At 68.8% G+C, this 17,379-nt stretch carries 14 protein-coding genes and 1 tRNA gene; 5 read left to right on the top strand and 10 right to left on the bottom strand.

Going from position 1 to position 17,379, the window contains the following annotated elements:
- Nucleotides 1-2 precede the first annotated feature (2 nt).
- Both ASF14_RS02590 and ASF14_RS02595 read left to right on the top strand, forming a co-directional pair.
- Nucleotides 3-1,322 (top strand): dihydroorotase, encoded by a 1,320-nt coding sequence (locus tag ASF14_RS02590; protein ID WP_056430968.1) that lies wholly within the window; start codon nucleotides 3-5, stop codon nucleotides 1,320-1,322.
- Nucleotides 1,319-1,720: a hypothetical protein gene (locus tag ASF14_RS02595; RefSeq protein WP_056430970.1), complete on the top strand. Its 402-nt coding sequence runs from the start codon at nucleotides 1,319-1,321 to the stop codon at nucleotides 1,718-1,720. Before ASF14_RS02590 ends, ASF14_RS02595 begins: the two co-directional genes overlap by 4 nt.
- A 128-nt stretch (nucleotides 1,721-1,848) precedes the next feature.
- Here the strand turns inward: ASF14_RS02595 and ASF14_RS02600 are convergent, their stop codons facing one another.
- Entirely contained in the window at nucleotides 1,849-2,613 is a 765-nt protein-coding gene (locus ASF14_RS02600; protein ID WP_056430973.1) for a DUF1134 domain-containing protein, read from the bottom strand.
- Nucleotides 2,614-2,778: 165 nt separating this feature from the next.
- Here ASF14_RS02600 and ASF14_RS02605 point away from each other — a divergent pair.
- A tRNA-Ser gene (locus ASF14_RS02605) sits at nucleotides 2,779-2,868 on the top strand.
- Between the two features lie 101 nt (nucleotides 2,869-2,969).
- Nucleotides 2,970-3,680: a VIT1/CCC1 transporter family protein gene (locus ASF14_RS02610; RefSeq protein ID WP_056430976.1), complete on the top strand. Its 711-nt coding sequence runs from the start codon at nucleotides 2,970-2,972 to the stop codon at nucleotides 3,678-3,680.
- A gap of 46 nt (nucleotides 3,681-3,726) precedes the next feature.
- Here the strand turns inward: ASF14_RS02610 and ASF14_RS02615 are convergent, their stop codons facing one another.
- The 3 genes from ASF14_RS02615 to ASF14_RS02625 all read right to left on the bottom strand — a co-directional run bounded on the left by ASF14_RS02615 (nucleotide 3,727) and on the right by ASF14_RS02625 (nucleotide 8,261).
- Complete coding sequence (locus tag ASF14_RS02615) at nucleotides 3,727-4,317, bottom strand: NADPH-dependent FMN reductase (RefSeq protein ID WP_056430979.1); 591 nt, start codon at nucleotides 4,315-4,317, stop codon at nucleotides 3,727-3,729.
- Nucleotides 4,318-4,379: 62 nt separating this feature from the next.
- The gene (locus ASF14_RS02620) at nucleotides 4,380-5,963 is read right to left on the bottom strand and encodes a Na+/H+ antiporter (protein ID WP_056430982.1); all 1,584 of its coding nucleotides are present in this window, start codon (nucleotides 5,961-5,963) and stop codon (nucleotides 4,380-4,382) included.
- Nucleotides 5,964-6,161: 198 nt separating this feature from the next.
- Complete coding sequence (locus ASF14_RS02625) at nucleotides 6,162-8,261, bottom strand: DUF3857 domain-containing protein (protein WP_236696898.1); 2,100 nt, start codon at nucleotides 8,259-8,261, stop codon at nucleotides 6,162-6,164.
- Nucleotides 8,262-8,403: 142 nt separating this feature from the next.
- Between ASF14_RS02625 and pncB the strand changes: the two genes are divergently transcribed.
- Nucleotides 8,404-9,708 (top strand): nicotinate phosphoribosyltransferase, encoded by a 1,305-nt coding sequence (pncB, locus tag ASF14_RS02630; protein ID WP_056430985.1) that lies wholly within the window; start codon nucleotides 8,404-8,406, stop codon nucleotides 9,706-9,708.
- 268 nt (nucleotides 9,709-9,976) lie between these two features.
- Here pncB and ASF14_RS02635 read toward each other — a convergent pair whose 3' ends face one another.
- The 6 genes from ASF14_RS02635 to ASF14_RS02660 form a co-directional block, all read right to left on the bottom strand.
- Nucleotides 9,977-11,104, bottom strand: a complete 1,128-nt coding sequence (locus ASF14_RS02635) for an OmpA family protein (RefSeq protein ID WP_056431426.1) — start codon at nucleotides 11,102-11,104, stop codon at nucleotides 9,977-9,979.
- 116 nt (nucleotides 11,105-11,220) lie between these two features.
- Entirely contained in the window at nucleotides 11,221-11,730 is a 510-nt protein-coding gene (locus tag ASF14_RS02640; RefSeq protein ID WP_236696899.1) for a DUF2793 domain-containing protein, read from the bottom strand.
- Nucleotides 11,727-13,850 carry a phage tail protein gene (locus ASF14_RS02645; RefSeq protein ID WP_056430989.1) on the bottom strand — a complete coding sequence of 708 codons (2,124 nt, stop codon included), beginning with the start codon at nucleotides 13,848-13,850 and terminating at the stop codon, nucleotides 11,727-11,729. Before ASF14_RS02645 ends, ASF14_RS02640 begins: the two co-directional genes overlap by 4 nt.
- Nucleotides 13,850-14,218 (bottom strand): hypothetical protein, encoded by a 369-nt coding sequence (locus ASF14_RS02650; RefSeq protein WP_056430992.1) that lies wholly within the window; start codon nucleotides 14,216-14,218, stop codon nucleotides 13,850-13,852. The genes ASF14_RS02645 and ASF14_RS02650 overlap by 1 nt, the downstream gene beginning before the upstream one ends.
- Nucleotides 14,215-15,021 carry a DUF2163 domain-containing protein gene (locus ASF14_RS02655; protein ID WP_056430995.1) on the bottom strand — a complete coding sequence of 269 codons (807 nt, stop codon included), beginning with the start codon at nucleotides 15,019-15,021 and terminating at the stop codon, nucleotides 14,215-14,217. The genes ASF14_RS02650 and ASF14_RS02655 overlap by 4 nt, the downstream gene beginning before the upstream one ends.
- The gene (locus tag ASF14_RS02660) at nucleotides 15,018-17,291 is read right to left on the bottom strand and encodes a DUF2460 domain-containing protein (RefSeq protein ID WP_056430998.1); all 2,274 of its coding nucleotides are present in this window, start codon (nucleotides 17,289-17,291) and stop codon (nucleotides 15,018-15,020) included. Before ASF14_RS02660 ends, ASF14_RS02655 begins: the two co-directional genes overlap by 4 nt.
- Nucleotides 17,292-17,379: the final 88 nt, after the last annotated feature.

Raw genomic sequence — 17,379 nt, forward strand, 5'->3', positions numbered from 1 at the left:
CCATGACCTTCGACCTGCTTCTCTCCGGCGGCACCGTCCACACCCCCGGCGGCCCCGTCCGCGCCGATGTCGGCGTGCGCGATGGCCGGATCGTCGCGATCGGGGCAAAAGGCGATGCGGGTCGGGTGATCGACTGCACCGGCCTCGACATCCTGCCCGGCGTGATCGACAGCCAGGTGCATTTCCGCGAACCCGGCCTGATGCACAAGGAAGACCTGGCCAGCGGCAGCCGCGCGGCGGTGATGGGCGGCGTCACCGCCGTGTTCGAAATGCCCAACACCAAGCCGAACACCGATTCGGCCGAGGCGATCACCGACAAGCTGACCCGCGCCAAGACGATGTTCTGCGACCACGCCTTTTACGTGGGTGCGACCAACCACAATGCCCGCGACCTGGCCGAGCTGGAGCGGATGCCAGGCACGGCGGGCGTCAAGATCTTCATGGGCGCCTCGACCGGCGACCTGCTGGTGTCGGAGGATGCGCGGCTGGCCGAAGTGCTCGCCTCGGGCCATCGCCGCGTCGCGATCCATGCCGAGGACGAAGACCGGATGAACGCCCGCGCCGATGAGCGGATCGAGGGCGATCCGTCCTCGCACCCGGTCTGGCGCGACGACGAGAGCGCGCTGCTCGCCACCCGTCGCATCCTGCGCCTGGCGCGCGAGGCGAATCGCCGCATCCACATCCTGCACGTCACCACGCCCGCCGAGCTGGAATATATCGCCCAGCACAAGGACATTGCGACCTGCGAAGTCACGCCGCAGCATCTGACGCTGGCGGGCGAGGAAGCCTATCCGCGTCTCGGCACGCTGGCGCAGATGAACCCGCCGATCCGTTCGGGCGCGCATCGCGACGGGCTGTGGCACTGGCTGAACCAGGGCGTGCCCGACGTCATCGGCTCGGACCATGCGCCGCACACGCTGGAGGAAAAGGCCAAGCCCTATCCGGGCAGCCCGAGCGGGATGCCGGGCGTGCAGACTTTGCTGCCGCTGCTGCTCGACCATGCCGCGAACGGCCGCCTGTCGCTTCAGCGCGTGATCGAACTGACCAGCGCGGGCGCGCAGCGCATCTTCGGCATCGTCGGCAAGGGGCGGATCGCGGCGGGCTACGACGCCGACTTCACCATCGTCGACCTGAAGAAGCGCTGGACCATCGAGGATCGGTGGCTCCAGTCCAAGTGCGGCTGGTCGCCCTTCACCGGCATGGAACTGACCGGCAAGCCGATCGGCACCATCGTGCGCGGCCAGGTGGCGATGTGGGAAGACCAGCTCGCCGAGGCGCCGACCGGCCAGCCGATCCGCTTCGAGGCGGTCGACTTCGGATGAGCGAGAGCCGGTGGGTGCGGGACATCCGGGTCTATTGCCCGGTCGCACCCGCCACGCTCGCGGCGCTGATGGCGGGCCATCCGGCGGCGGTGGAGGACGATCCCACCGCCGCCGCGCTGCTGGCGATCCTGCGCACAGCCCCGCTCGGCGATTTCGGGCGATATCGCGAAGTGGTCGAGCTGGCGCTCGGCTATGAGGGGTTCCGGCCGGGCGCGGGCGCGGTGCCGACCCTGGGCAAGGTCGGTGCGGCGAGCTGGTCGCCGACCGTGATCCTGACCGCGATCCATGATGCGGAGGCGGATGTGGAGGCGCTGGCGGACGCCCTGCTCGCCGCGCATCCCTGGGACGTGCCGGTGATGGCCGTCAGCGAGCCTTATCGGTTGCTGATGCGGGGATAGGGTCGAGCGTGGGCTTCGACTTCGCTCAGCCTGAACGGCCATTGTAAAAGCCTGGCCACACTACCCCACCACCGTTCAGCCTGAGCGAAGTCGAAGGCCAAGGGACTCCCCCGGCCCTCAAGACCCGATCAGAACGGCAGCCACCGCGCCTTGTGCGTGAAGTTCATATAGCCGACATTGACGCCCGCGCGCCAACCGACGCCCAGCCGCACCGGGATCAGCACGACATTGCCGCGCCGCAAATAGGTCGCCGCGAACCCGCCGACGAAATACAGCCGCCCCTCGGCCGCCGGGAAGCGGTGGAACAGCTCCTCGGTGTCGTAGAGGTTATAGACCAGCACGAACACCTTGTTCGCATCGCCGCCAATATCGAAGCCCAGCGACGGCCCGGTCCAATAGACCGGCATCTGCCCCTCGACCTTGTGAGTCATCACGCCCGAGCCATAGCGCAGGCCGACGACGAACGCGCCCGACGCCTCGCGCCCGGCGATATAGGCGTTGGGCCGACCCTGTTCGCGCAGGATACGCTCGATGATGCCCGCCAGCCCCTCGGCGCCCTGTCCGAACACACCCTCACCCGCCGCCAGCAGGTCGTCGCGCTCGAACGTATCGGCGGCCTGCGTCGTCTGGGCCGCGCGCGAATCGGGGGTGCCGGGCGTGGTCGTGACCGGCGGTTGCTGGGCGGGCGGGGTCGACTGGACCGGCGGATCATAGTCCTGCGGCGGTGCGCTCTGCTGGGGTGCGGGGCGCGAAGGCTGGGTGCCGAGGTCGCTGTCGATGCCCTGATTGGGGTCGATCGTGCGGACCTGCGCCGCAACCGGCGCGGTGGCGACCATGGCCAGGCCAGCCAGCAGGGACAGACGCCATGACAGGCCCAGACAGACGATACGCATGAATTCTCAACTCCCCCGGCGAACCGATAGGCCACGTTAACCAGCCCGCAGCTTGCGGCGCAATGAATGACGAAATGGGGATTAGTCGATTTTCCTGATAAAATCCCGCCCAGACCCGGTTGATTGCCTCCACCGGCCCCGCTATAGCCGCACCTCGCCGCAGCCGGAGACGTGGGTGAGTGGCTGAAACCAACGCTTTGCTAAAGCGTCGTACGGGAAACCGTACCGAGGGTTCGAATCCCTCCGTCTCCGCCATATTGCGCCGCCGCTTCCCGACATTCCATCGACCGCCCGGACGGGCCCCCGCCACAGGCGCGCGCCGGATCCTGTGCGTCCGGCATGCCTGAGGACATCCCATGAGCCAGACCACCATTCACGCCATGGGCGAACAGCATCTGGTTCATCGCACGGGCTGGCTTCGCGCCGCCGTGCTGGGGGCCAATGACGGCATCATCTCGGTCTCCAGCCTGATCGTCGGCGTCGCGGCCGCGCCCGGTGCGACGGCGGCCGCCGTGCTGGTGGCCGGGATCGCTGCTCTGGTCGGCGGCGCACTGTCGATGGCGGCGGGCGAATATGTCTCGGTCAGTTCGCAGGCCGATACCGAGCAGGCCGATCTGGCGCGCGAGGCGGCGGAGCTGGTCCGTGCGCCGCTGGCCGAAACGCGCGAACTGGCCGCGATCTACGAACAGCGCGGGGTCGAGGCGGGGCTGGCGCGGCAGGTGGCCGAGCAGATGATGGCGCATGACGCGCTGGGCGCGCATCGCCGTGACGAACTGGGGCTGGCCGATGACGGCGGCTCGAACCCGCTCCAGGCGGCACTGTTTTCGGCGGGGGCGTTCAGCGGGGGCGCGATCCTGCCCGTACTGGCCGCCGCGCTGTCACCCCGAGCCTGGGTCCTCTATCTGACACCCGCGACGGCGCTGGTCCTGCTGGCGGTGCTGGGCGCGCTCGGCGCGAAAGCGGGCGGCGCGCCGGTCGGGCGCGGCATGGCGCGCGTGGTCCTCCTGGGCGCGCTGGCGATGGGGGTGACCGCGCTGATCGGGACGCTGACCGGCACGGTGATCTGACGATAGTGTAGAAATAAGGCCTCTCTCCTTCCAGAGAAGCGGACGTTCAGTAAGGCGGGGCGACCTTCGCCCGCTGTTCCCGCGCCGCCTGGGTCCACCAGGCGAGATCGTCGGCAAAGCGCGGAAAGCTGCGCGACAGCGCGGCCCCGCCATCGCCGGTCGGCTGCCCCCCGGCATCCAGCGTCTGGCCGATGCCGCCGACGGTCAGCGTGCTGGACACCACGACCATCCCCATTTCGCTCAGCGTGCCATGCCAGGCGACGCTGGCATGCGCGCCCGCCAGCCGTCCGGCCGAATAGCTGGCGATGGCGGCGGGACGCCAATACCATTCCTCCAGGAAGTGATCGGTCAGGTTCTTCAGCCCCGGCTGCTGCCCCCAATTATACTCGCCGGTCACGAAGACGAAGGCATCGGCGGCACGGATCTTGGCGGCAAGCGTCTCCATCGCCTCGGGCGCTTCACCGGCCGGATATTCCTTGTACATCCGGTCCAGCATGGGCAGCCCGACCGCCTTGGCGTCGATCAACTCCGGTTCGGCACCGCGTTCGCGGAAGGACCGGACCAGATAATCGGCCAGCCGGATACCCTGCCGATCGGATCGGTAGGAACCGTAGAAGATCAGGATATGGTCGGCCATCAGATGTCTCCCCAAGGTCTGCCCTCCTGCACAACGCGAGGGGGCGTGGTGGCGATCCGGCCTCACCCCTTGGCGGCGGTGGCGGCCAGTTCCTCCAGGTCCAGGTCATGCTCCAGATCGTGCAGCGTCTCGTCGTCGATCTCACCCGCGCGGTGCAGGCGGACCAGTTCAGCGCGGCCCGCCGTGACGGCGGCGATGATGACGTCGAAATGGCTCGTGATCGCGGCGGTGAGTTCCTCGGCGCTGCCCTCGAAATTCTGCCCGGCCGTCGCACGCGCCTGGTAACGGCGCAGCAGTTGCGGGTGGATCAGTTGCCCGTCATCGTCATGCGCCTCACGCTCGACGGCGACCAGCTGGGCGCGGAACATCGCCGCCTCCGCCGCATGGAGGTTGAGCGGGGGGTGCGAGGCGGGGTCCTCGCGCGGTGCGGCCCACCGGATCACCCAGCCCAGCGACGTGCCCTGCGCAAGTACGGTGACGAGGATGACGACGAAGGCCGTCACCAGCATCAGGTCACGCGCGGGCATCTGTTCGGGCAGCGACAGCGCGACCGCCAGCGTCACCACGCCGCGCATGCCCGCCCAGCTCATCACCAGCGCGGCGCGCCCTCCCAGCGGCCGGGCGATCCGCCAACCGACGCGGCGCAGGCCCGCCACGACCGCATCGACCCCGAATATCCACACGAACCGCGCGACGATCACCGCCGCCACGATGACTAGCACCGGCAAGCCCATGGTGTCGATCACCACCGCCGGATCGCCGACCCGCTCCGACAGGCCGCGCAGTGACAGGCCGATCAGGGTGAACACCGCCGCTTCGAGCAGGAACACCAGCACCTGCCAAAAGGCGAGCGCCCGGATGCGCACGCTCGCGCTGAACACGACATGCTGGTACCAGCCGCAGGTCAGCCCCGCCGTGACCACCGCGATCACGCCCGAGACATGGAGCAGCTCGCCCGCGATATAGGCGCTCCAGCAAACCAGCAGCGTCAGCGCGATCATCAGCGTATCGTCGCCGAGCCGCCGGAGCAGCAGGACCCAGGCCGCGCCGACCGCCGCACCGACCGCGATCCCGCCCAGCACCAGCAGGAAGAAGCTGCCCACCGCCGCGCCCAGGCTGAATCCGCCGGTCAGGACGGCGGCGACGGCGAAGCGGAACAGCACCAGCCCGGCAGCATCGTTGAGCAGGCTCTCGCCCTCCAGCAGGGTCGACAGCCGTCGCGGCAGGCGCACGCGCTGCAACACCGCGCGTGCCGACACCGCATCGGGCGGCGACAGGATCGCACCCAGCGCGACACAGGCGGCCCAGGGCAGCGCGGGCAGCAGCAGCTTGGTCACGAGCGCGACGATGGCGGTGGTGAAGAACACCGCGCCGACCGCCAGCGACAATATCCCGACCATGTGCCGTCGAAACGGCGCGATCGCGGTGAACCACGCGCCGTCCATCAACAGCGGCGGCAGGAAGAGGACCAGCACCAACTCGGGATCGATGGTGATCCCCGGCAGGCCGGGCATGAAGGCGATCGCCCCGCCCCCGACGATCAGCGCGGCGGCGGGCGGCAGCGACAGCCGATGCGCCAGATAATGCAGCCCGACCACCGCCAGGAACATGGCGATGATGAGCTCGAAACCTTCCGCCGGATGCACCGCCCTACTCTCCCCCCGCTGCGACGATCAAGGGAAAGCGCAGAAAGGGCGCAAAATCAACAAGCTTGGCCGGTTCCTTACCCTTGCAGGATTCCCCCGACGAAACTCCCCCCACCATCCCGGCGAAGGCCGGGGTGGTGCATGCTCTGGAGCGATGGCCCGACATTCGCAGGGGGATCCTTGCAGGGCAGGATCGTTTCACCCCCCCTTGGCGGTCGGCATGCACGGCGCGGGATCGGCGACCCAGTCATGGTCGTAGCTGGCGGGCACGGTTTCGCCCTGGCCGACGCCGGGCTTCGTCCCCTTCGGCGCATAGAAGATCCAGGCCATGCTGTTGTCGAAGGCGTCGATCCGGCCATTGTCGCGCGCCGCCATGGCCGCATCGATCTCGGGCTGTTCGACGCGCGAGCCCCGTACCATGCGGATGGTGCCGTCGCGCATCTCCCAGGCGCGGCGGTAATGGCGGCCGAACATCATCGTGTCGAAGCTGGGCTTGGACGACCATTGCTTCGCGTCGGTGCCTGTGGGCAGGCGGACGGTGGTGACATGGCAGCTATATTCGGGCTTGGAGTAGAAGGGCACGCCCTGCGGCTGATCGGCGCTGCGCACGCGGCGATCGGGCGGGCTGAAGCCGCCGCCGAGCAGCGCGAGGGAGCGGCCACCGTAATCATCCTTTTCCCAGTCGACCGTGCCGGTGCCTGCGATCGTCAGGATGCTCGCCTGCGCCTTCTGGTCGTATCGCCACTGCACGCTTTCGATCGCCTGCCAGAAATCGCCGGTCAGTTGCTGGCGAAAGGCGTCGAGCATCTGCCCCGGCGTCACCGCCGAGAACTGCACCTGCTGCTGAAGCCCGGCGACGCCGCGGGTGATCGTGGTGGAGGTGATCCTGGCGGGCTTGTCGAACCCGGCCCGCGTGTCGATGTCGTACAGCGTCGTCTCATCCGGCACGTCGGCCAGCGGCCGGTTCAGCTTTTCCAGCGCCTCGCCGCGCGTGGTCAGCGGCAAGACCCATTGCACCGGAAAGACCGGCCGCTCGGCGGGCGGCACGACGGCGGGCATCGTGCCGTCCAGCCAATAGGTTGCGCCGTCGATATGCGCACGGACCAGCACATGGTCGAATAGCTGCGGGCCCGACAGACGCTGGTCGAACCCGTCATCGGCGGCGTTGGAATTGACCAGCACCGCCTCTGCCTCGATCCCCAGTTCGCGGAGCAGGGCAAGCAGCAGCGCGGTCTTGCCCTTGCAGTCGCCATAGCGCCGCTGCCACGTATCGTCGGCCGAGGCGGGGGTCAGGTTGCCGCCGTTCAGCCCGACATAGATGTAGCGGACATCCTGCTGGACCAGTTTCAGCGCGGCGGCCGCCCGGTCGAGCGGCTTGGGCGCAGCCGCGGCGATCCGCGCCGCTTCCTGGCGCAGCGGCGAATTGGGCGCGAGGGTCGCCGCCTTGGTATAGAGCGGGGCGAAGTGGCGGGACACCGAGGGCCAGTCGGCGAAATCGCTATACTCAACGATGCGCTGCCACTGGTAACGCGGCGGCGCATCCTTGGGCGGGGTCAGCGTCGCGGGATTGTCGAAGTGGAAGTCGACGCCCTGGTCCTGCGTCTTCAGCGCGGCGGTCATGTCCGGGCTGATCTTCAGCTGCGGCTTGTGCCCGGCATCCCAGTTCAGCCCCAGATGATAGCGACCGGGCGCCGGGCTGGCGGCCAGCACCAGCAGGCCCGATGCCTTGCCGCCCATGGTCGGGTCCTTGGCAAAGGTCGTCCATTCGACCTCCAGTTCGTCGCCGACGCGCAGGTCGGGCACGCGCAGCACGGCGGTCAGCGTGCCGTCGAGCATCGCCTCTTCCAGCTTGCCCTCGCGCCGCAGCACCTCGAACGCAGCGGCCTTCATCGCGTCGATCGTCTGGCCGTCGCGGATGACATGGATGCCATGGACGATCGGCGGCCCCGCCGCCGGGTCCCAGGCGATGGCGATATTGCCGATCTGCAGGGCGTTGGATTGCAGGATCTTGATGCGATAGCCCATATATTGGGCCTGCCCCTGGTCGGTGATGTGCGCCACGACATCCTGTCGGCGCATGAAGACCGGGCCCCCGACATCGTCGGGTACCGCCAGCGGTTCGGACCGCGTGACCCAGGCGGGGACCGGCCCCGTTTGCGGGCCGCGCTCGGCCGCTACGGGCCGCCCCGCCTGTTTCGCCGCCTGCTTCGCCGCACTCTGGGCCCCGGCACCCCCCGCCGCCAAGACCGACACCAGCGCCCATGCCGGGGCGATCGCCCTTACGCCACGCAACTTCATAGTCCCCCCATCCTCCCCGGATGGCCGCCATAGTGGCCAAAAGAGCGGCGGGCGCAAGCCGCGCCATGCTTGCCCCTGTCCGGGCGATGGTGCATCGCCCGGGTCCCACGGCTGAGTTTGGCCGAAGATCTGGGGAGCGTCCATGCCCGTCACCGACATCGCCACCCGCGTCTATAATCACGGCTGGCGGCTCGACCCGGTCGTGCGCAGCCTGCTGGATACCGATTTCTACAAGCTGCTGATGCTGCAGATGATCCGGCGGCTCCATCCGGAGGTGACGGCGACCTTCTCGCTCATCAACCGCAGCAAGCATGTCCGGCTGGCCGAAGTGATCGACGAAGCCGAACTGCGCGAACAGCTCGACCATGCGCGCTCGCTCCGGTTCGGCAAGAAGGAGCTGATCTGGCTGGCGGGCAACAGCTTCTACGGCAAGCAACGCATGTTCTCGCCCGAGTTCCTCGACTGGCTCGCCCGCTTCCAGCTGCCCGATTACGAGCTGCGCACCGTCGACGGGCAGTTCGAGCTGCATTTCGACGGCCCCTGGGCCGAGACGACGATGTGGGAAATTCCTGCGCTCGCCATCGTCAACGAACTGCGCTCGCGCGCCGCGCTGAAGGGTAAGGGGCGGTTCGAACTCGACATCCTCTATGCCCGCGCCAAGGCCAAGCTGTGGGACAAGGTCGAGCGGCTGCGCGATCTGCCCGATCTGGTTCTCTCCGATTTCGGTACGCGGCGGCGGCACGGTTTCCTGTGGCAGCGCTGGTGCGTCGAGGCGCTGAAGGAAGGGCTGGGGGATCGGTTCATCGGCTCGTCCAACGTGCTGCTGGCGATGGACAATGACCTGGAGGCGATCGGCACCAACGCGCATGAGCTGCCGATGGTCATGGCCGCCCTCGCCCCCGACGATGCGGGGGTGGCGGCAGCGCCGTACCGGGTGCTGGAGGAGTGGCAGGCGCTGTATGACGGCAACCTGCTGATCGCGCTGCCCGATGCGTTCGGGACCACCGCCTTTTTGCGCAACGCGCCCGACTGGCTGGCCGACTGGACGGGCTTTCGCCCCGACTCCATGCCGCCGATCGAGGGGGGCGAGCAGATCATCGCCTGGTGGCAGGCGCATGGCCGCGACCCGCGCCGCAAGCTGCTGATCTTTTCGGACGGCATGGATGTCGACAGTATCGAGGCGACCTATCGCCATTTCCATGGCCGGGTGCGGATGAGCTTCGGCTGGGGCACCAACCTGACCAACGACTTCCGCGACTGCGATCCGGCGGGCGCGGCGGGGCTGGAGCCGATTTCGCTGGTGGCCAAGGTCATCAGCGCGGATGGGCATCCGGCGGTCAAGCTGTCCGACAATCCCGCCAAGGCGACCGGCGATCCGGCCGAAATCGAACGCTATCTGCGCATCTTCGGCGAGGATGGGCGCCGCGCCAAGGCGGTCCGGGTGTGACGGGATAGCCGTTGCTGGCAGGGGCGGTTCGCCGGATTGTCACGCCGGGATTGATCAGCATTCGTAACGCCGCCTCTCCCCTCTCACTATAGAGGGGGGTCGGCGGAGACTGCTGGAGTAGCTGGCTAGCGCAGCCTGAGTAAGGGGTCGACCGAGCCTCCGCCTAGCAAGCGTGGCTACCCCCTCCCCTCGCATTCCGGACAAGAAAAAAGGAGGCCGGCTTTCGCCGACCTCCCTCTTTTCGCAATCAACCTTGGTTGAGCGTGGCTTACTGGCCAGCGCCCGGACCGTAGGTGATCTCGACGCGACGGTTCTGGACCTCGCGGACGCCGTCGGCGGTCTGAACGCGCAGCTTGTCGCGCTGTTCGCCGAAGGCTTCCGTGGCGATCGAGCCATCGGGGATCGAGTGCGAGGTCATGTACGCCTTCACCGCGTCGGCACGACGCTGCGACAGACCCATGTTGTACTTCGGCGTACCCGACGTGTCGGTGAAGCCTGCAACCATCACGCGGGCATTGCCGCAGCTCTGGTACTGGGTGATCGCGTTGTCGAGGATCGACGCCGCTTCCGGGGTGATGTCCGACTTGTTCCACTCGAAGAACACGATGAACGGACCCGGCGAGCACGGCACGGCCTCGGGGGTCGGCGGCGGGGGCGGCGGGGGAGGAGGCGGCGGGGGCGGCGGGGGCGGCGGCGGAGGCGGCGGAGCAGCCGGCTCACCGAAGTTGTACGCCACGCCACCCAGCAGCGAGTGCGACCGGAAACGGCCGTCATGCGTGTTGTTGGCGACGTCGACCAGCTTGACGTTCTCGGCGTTGAAGAAGCGATACTTCAGCGTCGCGTCGATGTGGTCGGTCAGCGGTGCACGGATGCCCGCCAGAGCCTGCCACGCGAACACGGTGTCCGAGTCGTTCAGGAAGTCAGCGCGGTTGTTGAGAGCGTAGTTCGCCTTGACGCGAGCCACACCGACACCGCCACCGACGAAGCCCTGGATGCCGTCGTCAGCACCGAAGTCGAGCAAGCCGTTCAGCATGAAGCTGAGCGCCGAGGTCGAACCACCGGCATAGCTGTAGCTGCCAGCCGGAACGGTGCCAGCACCGATGCCGGTGTTGGTCAGCGTGGTCGAGCTGAAGCCGTCAACCGTTGCGCGACGATAGCCGACTTCGGTTTCCAGACGGAAACCACCGAAGTCGTAACCCATCACGCCGTCAACGTCGTAACCATAGTCATGGTCGACGGTCGCAACGCCGGTGCGCGTGCCGGTGACATCATAATCGATGTCTTCGACGATCATCCCGCCGCCTTCGATGCCGACGTACCACGACTTGTCGCGGGCGAGGGCAGGCGAAGCCAGAGCGGTGGAGGCGAGTGCCAGAACAATGGCAAGCTTCCGCATCATAGTCCCCTTTCTTGGTTGTCACTACGGACAGCGCAAACCCACTATCGGAGCGTTGGTTTCCACGCAAGCGAACAAAAGCCCCCGACTGTGGCATTAAAAGCACAGATTTCCAGTCAGCCGGACGCCACCAGACCATGGTCGCGAAGCGTCGCGATAATCGCATTCAGCGCCAAACGTGCTTCGGAATCAATGACTTGCCCGCCAGATGGCGGCACGATGCCAGGTCGTTGCGCGCCAACAACTTTTTTTCCCTCGATCACCAGCGACCGGGCCGCGACACGGCCCAGCCGCCACTGATTTCCGTCCCATTCGCAGCGGCAGTCATCGGCCCGGCTCCATACCGACAATCCTACCCGCGGAACCAGGAATCGCCAGCCGCCATCGGTCCAGCCTGCCATCATTCCGGCACGGCCCGTCCAGATATCGTCCGGCCGGTCGCCGACGATCCAGGCCTGGCCGGGCGATGGAGCGGCGGGCGGCGCATTCACGCCGACCGCCTCGACGCAAGGCTGCACGACCAGATCGAGCAGGCTCAGCGCCTCATTGTGGGTCAGCTCCTTCTGCGCCTGTCCCGCCGCCAGCATGGGCAACATCCAGCGCGGCGTGTCGTTCGTCGTCATCATCCCTCCCCCACGATTCCGACCAGCGGCGCGGATGCACCCCAGGTCCCGATCTGCCGGATCGCCACCCGCGTTCCGTCCGCCACCGTGCCGTTCCACATAGGTGCGGTCAGTTCCTCGACCCGGTCGCCGATGGTGATGCGATAGCGCTCCGTCTCCTCGCCCAGCGGCGCATCCACGCGGTCCAGCCAGCGCCAGCCGATCCGGCTCCGCCGCGTCCAACAGATGGTGGCGCGCCCGTCCGCACCGCGCCGACACCGCCAGCCGACCGGCGGAGGCGGCAGGACCGATAGGCCAGTGACTGCCGCCGATGCCTGGACGCCCTCGGCCGGGTCGCCCAGGCCGTGTGCCAGGAGACGCACGCTGCGGCCCAGCATCTCGACCGGCACGTCCAATGTCCGCACCGAACCGGGCGCGATCAAGACGAAGGATGCGCCGGGCGCCGCTTGCCCGATCATCGTCTCGGTTCCACGAAGCCCGCGCCGCAAGCCGCTCAATCGCCAGCGCTTGTCACCCAGCGGCCGTGCCTGGGCGAACTGGATCAGTTCGCCGTCGATCCAGGCGAGGTTGGCGCCCGCATCCAGCGCGGCATCATCGGCATCCGCCAGATCCTCGGCCAGTTGCACGTCGAACCTTCCCCGACGATCGACCAGGGCGCTGCCGCCACCGGGCGTCACCGCGCTGACCACGCCGATGATACCGGGCAGCGCGGTCGGGCCGAGCGCCGTCCAGCTTGCGCCATCGTCGAGGCTATAGGCCAGCTCCGCCTGTCGCCAGCCGGGGCCGCCCGCCGCCACCACCGACAGGCGCGGCGCCGAGAGCAGTTCGTCGGTCAGCGGTGGCGCCTCGAACGCGATCAGCCGGGTCGCGCCGATCACTCGATCCGCCGCCCGTGCGATCCGGCCAGGCGAGGCAGGCAGGATCGGCCCGCCCTGCCCCAGCGGCACGCAGGTCAGCCGGACTGCCATCGCCTCCCACGCCGCCTCGATCACGCGCCAGCGCCCCGCCTCGCCATCGATCCGCACGATGCCGCCCGGCATGACGGTCAGCGCTTCGGGACCCAGCGTCACGATACGCCGCACCCGCTCCCCGTCATGGCGCGCCAGCCGGTCCTGCGCCAGCGTACGCGCGGTCGGGGCGTCGAGCGCGGCGGCCAGTTCGACTCGCTCGTCCCGCACGCCACCGGGGCGACGGGCGCGCTGCACGCCGATCTGATAATCGCGGGCCGGGTCGTAATGGGCGACCGTGACGCTGGCGGGGACCACATCCTCCCCCGCGATCTCGCGCACGCCGCGACGCCCCGGTCCCTTCGCGCCCATGCCATCGTCGCGGATGACCGTCCCGGCCCCGGCACCCGGCACGGCCAGCCGTACGCCCGCGCCCTCGGCGATCCATTGCCCGCCGCTCATGTCGGCCAGCATCTCCAGCACCACGCGCACGCTGCCGCCGCCCGCCGCGAAGCCCGCCACACTCATCCCCGCATCGCCGGGCCGCACCACGGGCGACAGCGCCTGTGCGATCCCGTCACAGGAAACGGAACCGGAATCGGCCTCCACCTCGAAGGTCAGTTGCGGGATACGATTGCCGAACTCGGCCAGGGCCAGCCCCTCGAACACCGCATAGGCGACACCGCGAAAGGCCGACGCCCGCGCCCCCTCGATCGAGGCGATCAGCGGGTCGACCGGCTGGTCCTCGGTGCCCGGATAGACGCGAAAACCAGTCGCGACCTTGAAGTCCCCCGCGCTTCCGCGCAGCAACCGGCCATCGGCCCAGATCCGCCCGACCCGCCGGATCGCCCGCCCCGACAAGGCGACCGCGAAATTGGCGGAGTAGCTGTAGCTTTCCGTACCCGGCCGCCCCTTGCCGCTGCCGGTCACGCCCCGCGCCTCGACCAGATCGGTCGCCCAGATCACCGGCCCAGCGACGCGCATCGTGCCGAAGACGGCGGGCATTTGCGTGCCATAGGTCGATGTCTGCACCGACAGTTCGGCCAGACGCGGGCCTTGCCTGCGTGGCGGGCCCAGCACCGCATGATCGACCCGATTGCCGATCAGCGCGCTGATCGCGCCGCCCACCGGCCCCAGCAGCGCACGTCCCACCGTGCCCAAGACCAAGGTCGCCATTACCCCTCCCCCTTCCAATATCCCAGCACCGGCCAGGGCGGCACACCCGGCCGCCAGGCGACACGGCGAAGCCCCGCATCGGCATGGACGATCCCGTCGCTCACCCGGATCGCCAGATGCAGTTGCCCCGGCCCGGCCTGCATCAGCAGCACCGCGCCCGGCTCATCCCCGCCCCGCTCGAACACGGCATCGAGCAGCGCCGCCACCCGCCCCTCCTCGCCGCTGCGCCAGCCATAACCGGTCGGCGCATTCCGCCCCGTCGCCAGCGCGACCAGCCCGACACAATCCAGCCCGTGCACCGCGTCGCGCCCGTGCAGCCGGAACCGCACGCCGACCAGCGCCCGCGCCGCCGCTTCCACGCCGTTCATGCGCCGGGATAGCGGGTGAGCAGGTCGATGCCGGGCAGAAACGGCTCGCCGCGAAAATTTGGGACATTGCCGAAGCGCGACAGGCAGCTTTCGAGCCGCTTGTCGCACCCCTCGACCAGTTCGATCAGAACACTCGGTGCGACCGCGAAGGCAGGTGCGGCAGACAGCCACAGCCGGTTCCCCTCGGACCGCGCCACCCTGGCCTCCAGTCCGGCATTGTCGCCGCCTAACCAGATCAGCCGCCCCTGGCCATAGGCGTTGGCGACCGGCTCGGCGGCGTCGAGGGTCAGCGCGACTTCGCCGTCCCAGGCCGCAACCCGCACGAACCGCCGCCGCCCCGCCATCGCCACGCGGCACCGCCGGTCGCCCAGCGAGGCGCGGCAATCGGGCGATGTTTCCTCCGCCACCGGCCGGTCGAGCGATGCCGCCACCCCGCGCAATTCGGCGGTGAAGCCGCCCTCGCCCAGTTGGACCGCGCCGATCGTTCCCTGTCCCAGCGGCACGGGCGCTGCCTCGCCGGTCCAGTCGACAGCGATCGCCGCCACGCTCGCCCCGTCCCAGCGGCCGCTCAGCAGATCGCGCTCGCCGATCGCCGTACTCGTCAGCGCGCCGGTTGCTTCCATCAGATCGGGGTCGAGGCCATCGCCGCGCAGGATCGCACTGGGCGTCAGGCCGGGCGCAGCGCGATAGCGCAGCCCCTCGATCCACAGGTCATGGTCATGGCCCGTCAGCCCGATCGTCACCCCATCGCGCCGCTCGATCCGCCAGCACAGCACCCATGTCGTCAGCGTATCGGCGCTCATGCCTCCCGCACCTCGACCAGCGGGACCGACGCCGCCGCGCCTGCGCGGAACCCGGCCAGCGTCGCGCTCAACCGATCCTCGGCAAAGCGGACGGGCACGTCGAAGAGGAAGCTGGCGGTGATCGCCGCGCCCTTGGCAGGGGCGGTGTCGAACAGCAGCCAGCCGCCCGACTCCAGTCCGAAGCCGGTGACGCTGAGGCCTGCGACCTTCACAGAGACACTGCCCGCCACCGGCCGGGTGATACGGCGCGACTGGCCGCCATAGTGACGGACCAGCGCGAAGCGGCGGGTGGTGCCGTCGCCGATGCCGATCGCTTCGTCGGTGCCGCCGCTGTCGAAGGGATCGCGGAGGCGGAAGCCCCGCGCCGGTCCCATCCGCGCCCGGAAAAAGCCGAGCAGCGCGGCAATGTCCTCGGCCGAGCGGATGCCGGGGCCGACATCATAGGTCGTCCGCGCCTCCGCCCAGGCCGCATTGCGTGCCTCGCGGCCGCCCGCGCTGGTCAGGATCGCGGTGGAGAAGCCCGGCGTCACCTCCGCCTCGCGCCCCAGCGCCAGCGGGAACAGCACATCGTCGAAAGCCTGCACCTCGTCCTCCTCCCCTTCCCAGCACACAAATCCGTCGCGCATCACCTGCGGCATCGCCCACAGATAGGTTGCGGCAACGCCCCGCTCGCGCGCCGTCTGCGCCGCCTCGGTGATCCAGCCCCACTGCGCACGCTGGTCGGCGCGCAGCACGAAGCCCGCCAGGTAATGCTGGCGCGCCGGCGGATAGCCGAGCCGTACCTCGGCCAGCGCGACGCCCTTGCGGGTCGAGGCGGTGTCTCCCGCCGTCACCCAGTCATAATCCTCCAGCTGCAGCACATCGAAGGCCGGGCTCGCCCAGCCGATCGGCATGTTGGCGCGGCTAGCCTCGGGCGCGAGCGGGTCGAGCACGGTCGGCAGATAGGTGAGCAGATGCGTGACGCAGCCCGGCGCCGCCGCCTTTGCCGCCGCGCACAACGCCGCCGTCGAGGCCGCAAGACACGCCCCCGCGCGGTCCAGCGTGTCACGTTGCGCCTGGCTCTTCGCACCCGCGATGCTTGCCATCGGCACCGGCGCGAAGGCCGCCACCGCCGCCGCGTCGTACAGGCATGGCGCACCGTCCGCGGGACGCACCCACCACCAGGGTTCGCCGACCTGGAATTGCGGGGCGAGCCCGGCCGCTTGGCCGATCGCCAGGAACGCCCGTGCGACAGCCTGAAGATAGGCCATCGCGCCGGAATGCGCCGGGCTGAGCAGCGTGGACGGCGGCTCCCATCCGGTCAGCGCGGGCGCGCCATCGGCAGAGCGCTGTTTCCAGTCGCCCCAGCAATGCGCGTCGAATAGTTCGTAGGATAGGGACCAGATCAGGTCGTATCCCAGCGCCTTCGCCTCTCCCGCAAACGCTCGATGCCAGGCCGCACAGGCCATGTTGAGCACGCCGCCGATCAGGCTGGCGTAAAGACCGTCCCCGCTGCGTTCCAACCGGAAATAATGGCTCATGCCGACATAATGGACGATCCCGCCGCGATAGCCGAGGTGCAGCATGTTGCGCAGCAAACGCTGCGGCGTCAGGTGATAGCTGTCGTCATAACCGCTGGCGATGCGGAACCCCTGTTCGGGCATGACGCCTGCGCCGACCCCGATCACCGCGCCCGGTCCGTCACAGGCGATACCGGTCAACTCGACCCAGCCCTCGCGCGGCTGCGCCAGCAGGGTCGCGCCCGCATCATAATCGGGGGCGACCAGCGAGACGAACATGCGGTCGACATCCCCCGCCCAGACGGGATCGCGATCTTCCGGAAATCGGACCCCCCCCGCGAGGGTCGCGAAATCGATCACGACTTCCGCATCCTCCGGCGTGCCGGTCGCGTAATTCCACAGCCGGACATACCAGGCACGGACCTTGCCGCTCTCGTCGCGCCCCTCGATCGTCAACGTCGGCCCATGCCGCGCATCCAGCGGCTTGATCCCGCCCGAGCGCCAGTGGAACCGCAACCGGCAGTCGCGATAATCGCGCACCGTGTCGTAGCGCAGCAGCGGATGGTCGTGCCGGTCGGCCGATTCCCAGATCAGCCCCGCCAGATCGTCGGCACGATAGAATATCGCGTCGATCCGCAGCGCGTCCGGTGCGGTCGCGACGACCGCTGCCATCATTGGACGCGGAAAATCGACCGTCCAGTAACGCGGATCGAAGCGCGACAGCGTGTCGCTCCGCTGGTCGCGGCGTTCGCTATGCAGGCACCATTGCATGATTTCGTTCCTTCAATTCCTCCCCTGCAAGGGGAGGGGACCATGCGAAGCATGGTGGAGGGGTGTCCCCGGTGGTGAGTCTCCACCG

Origin of the sequence: Sphingomonas sp. Leaf257 (assembly GCF_001422185.1) — a bacterium.
Classification (GTDB): domain Bacteria; phylum Pseudomonadota; class Alphaproteobacteria; order Sphingomonadales; family Sphingomonadaceae; genus Sphingomonas; species Sphingomonas yabuuchiae.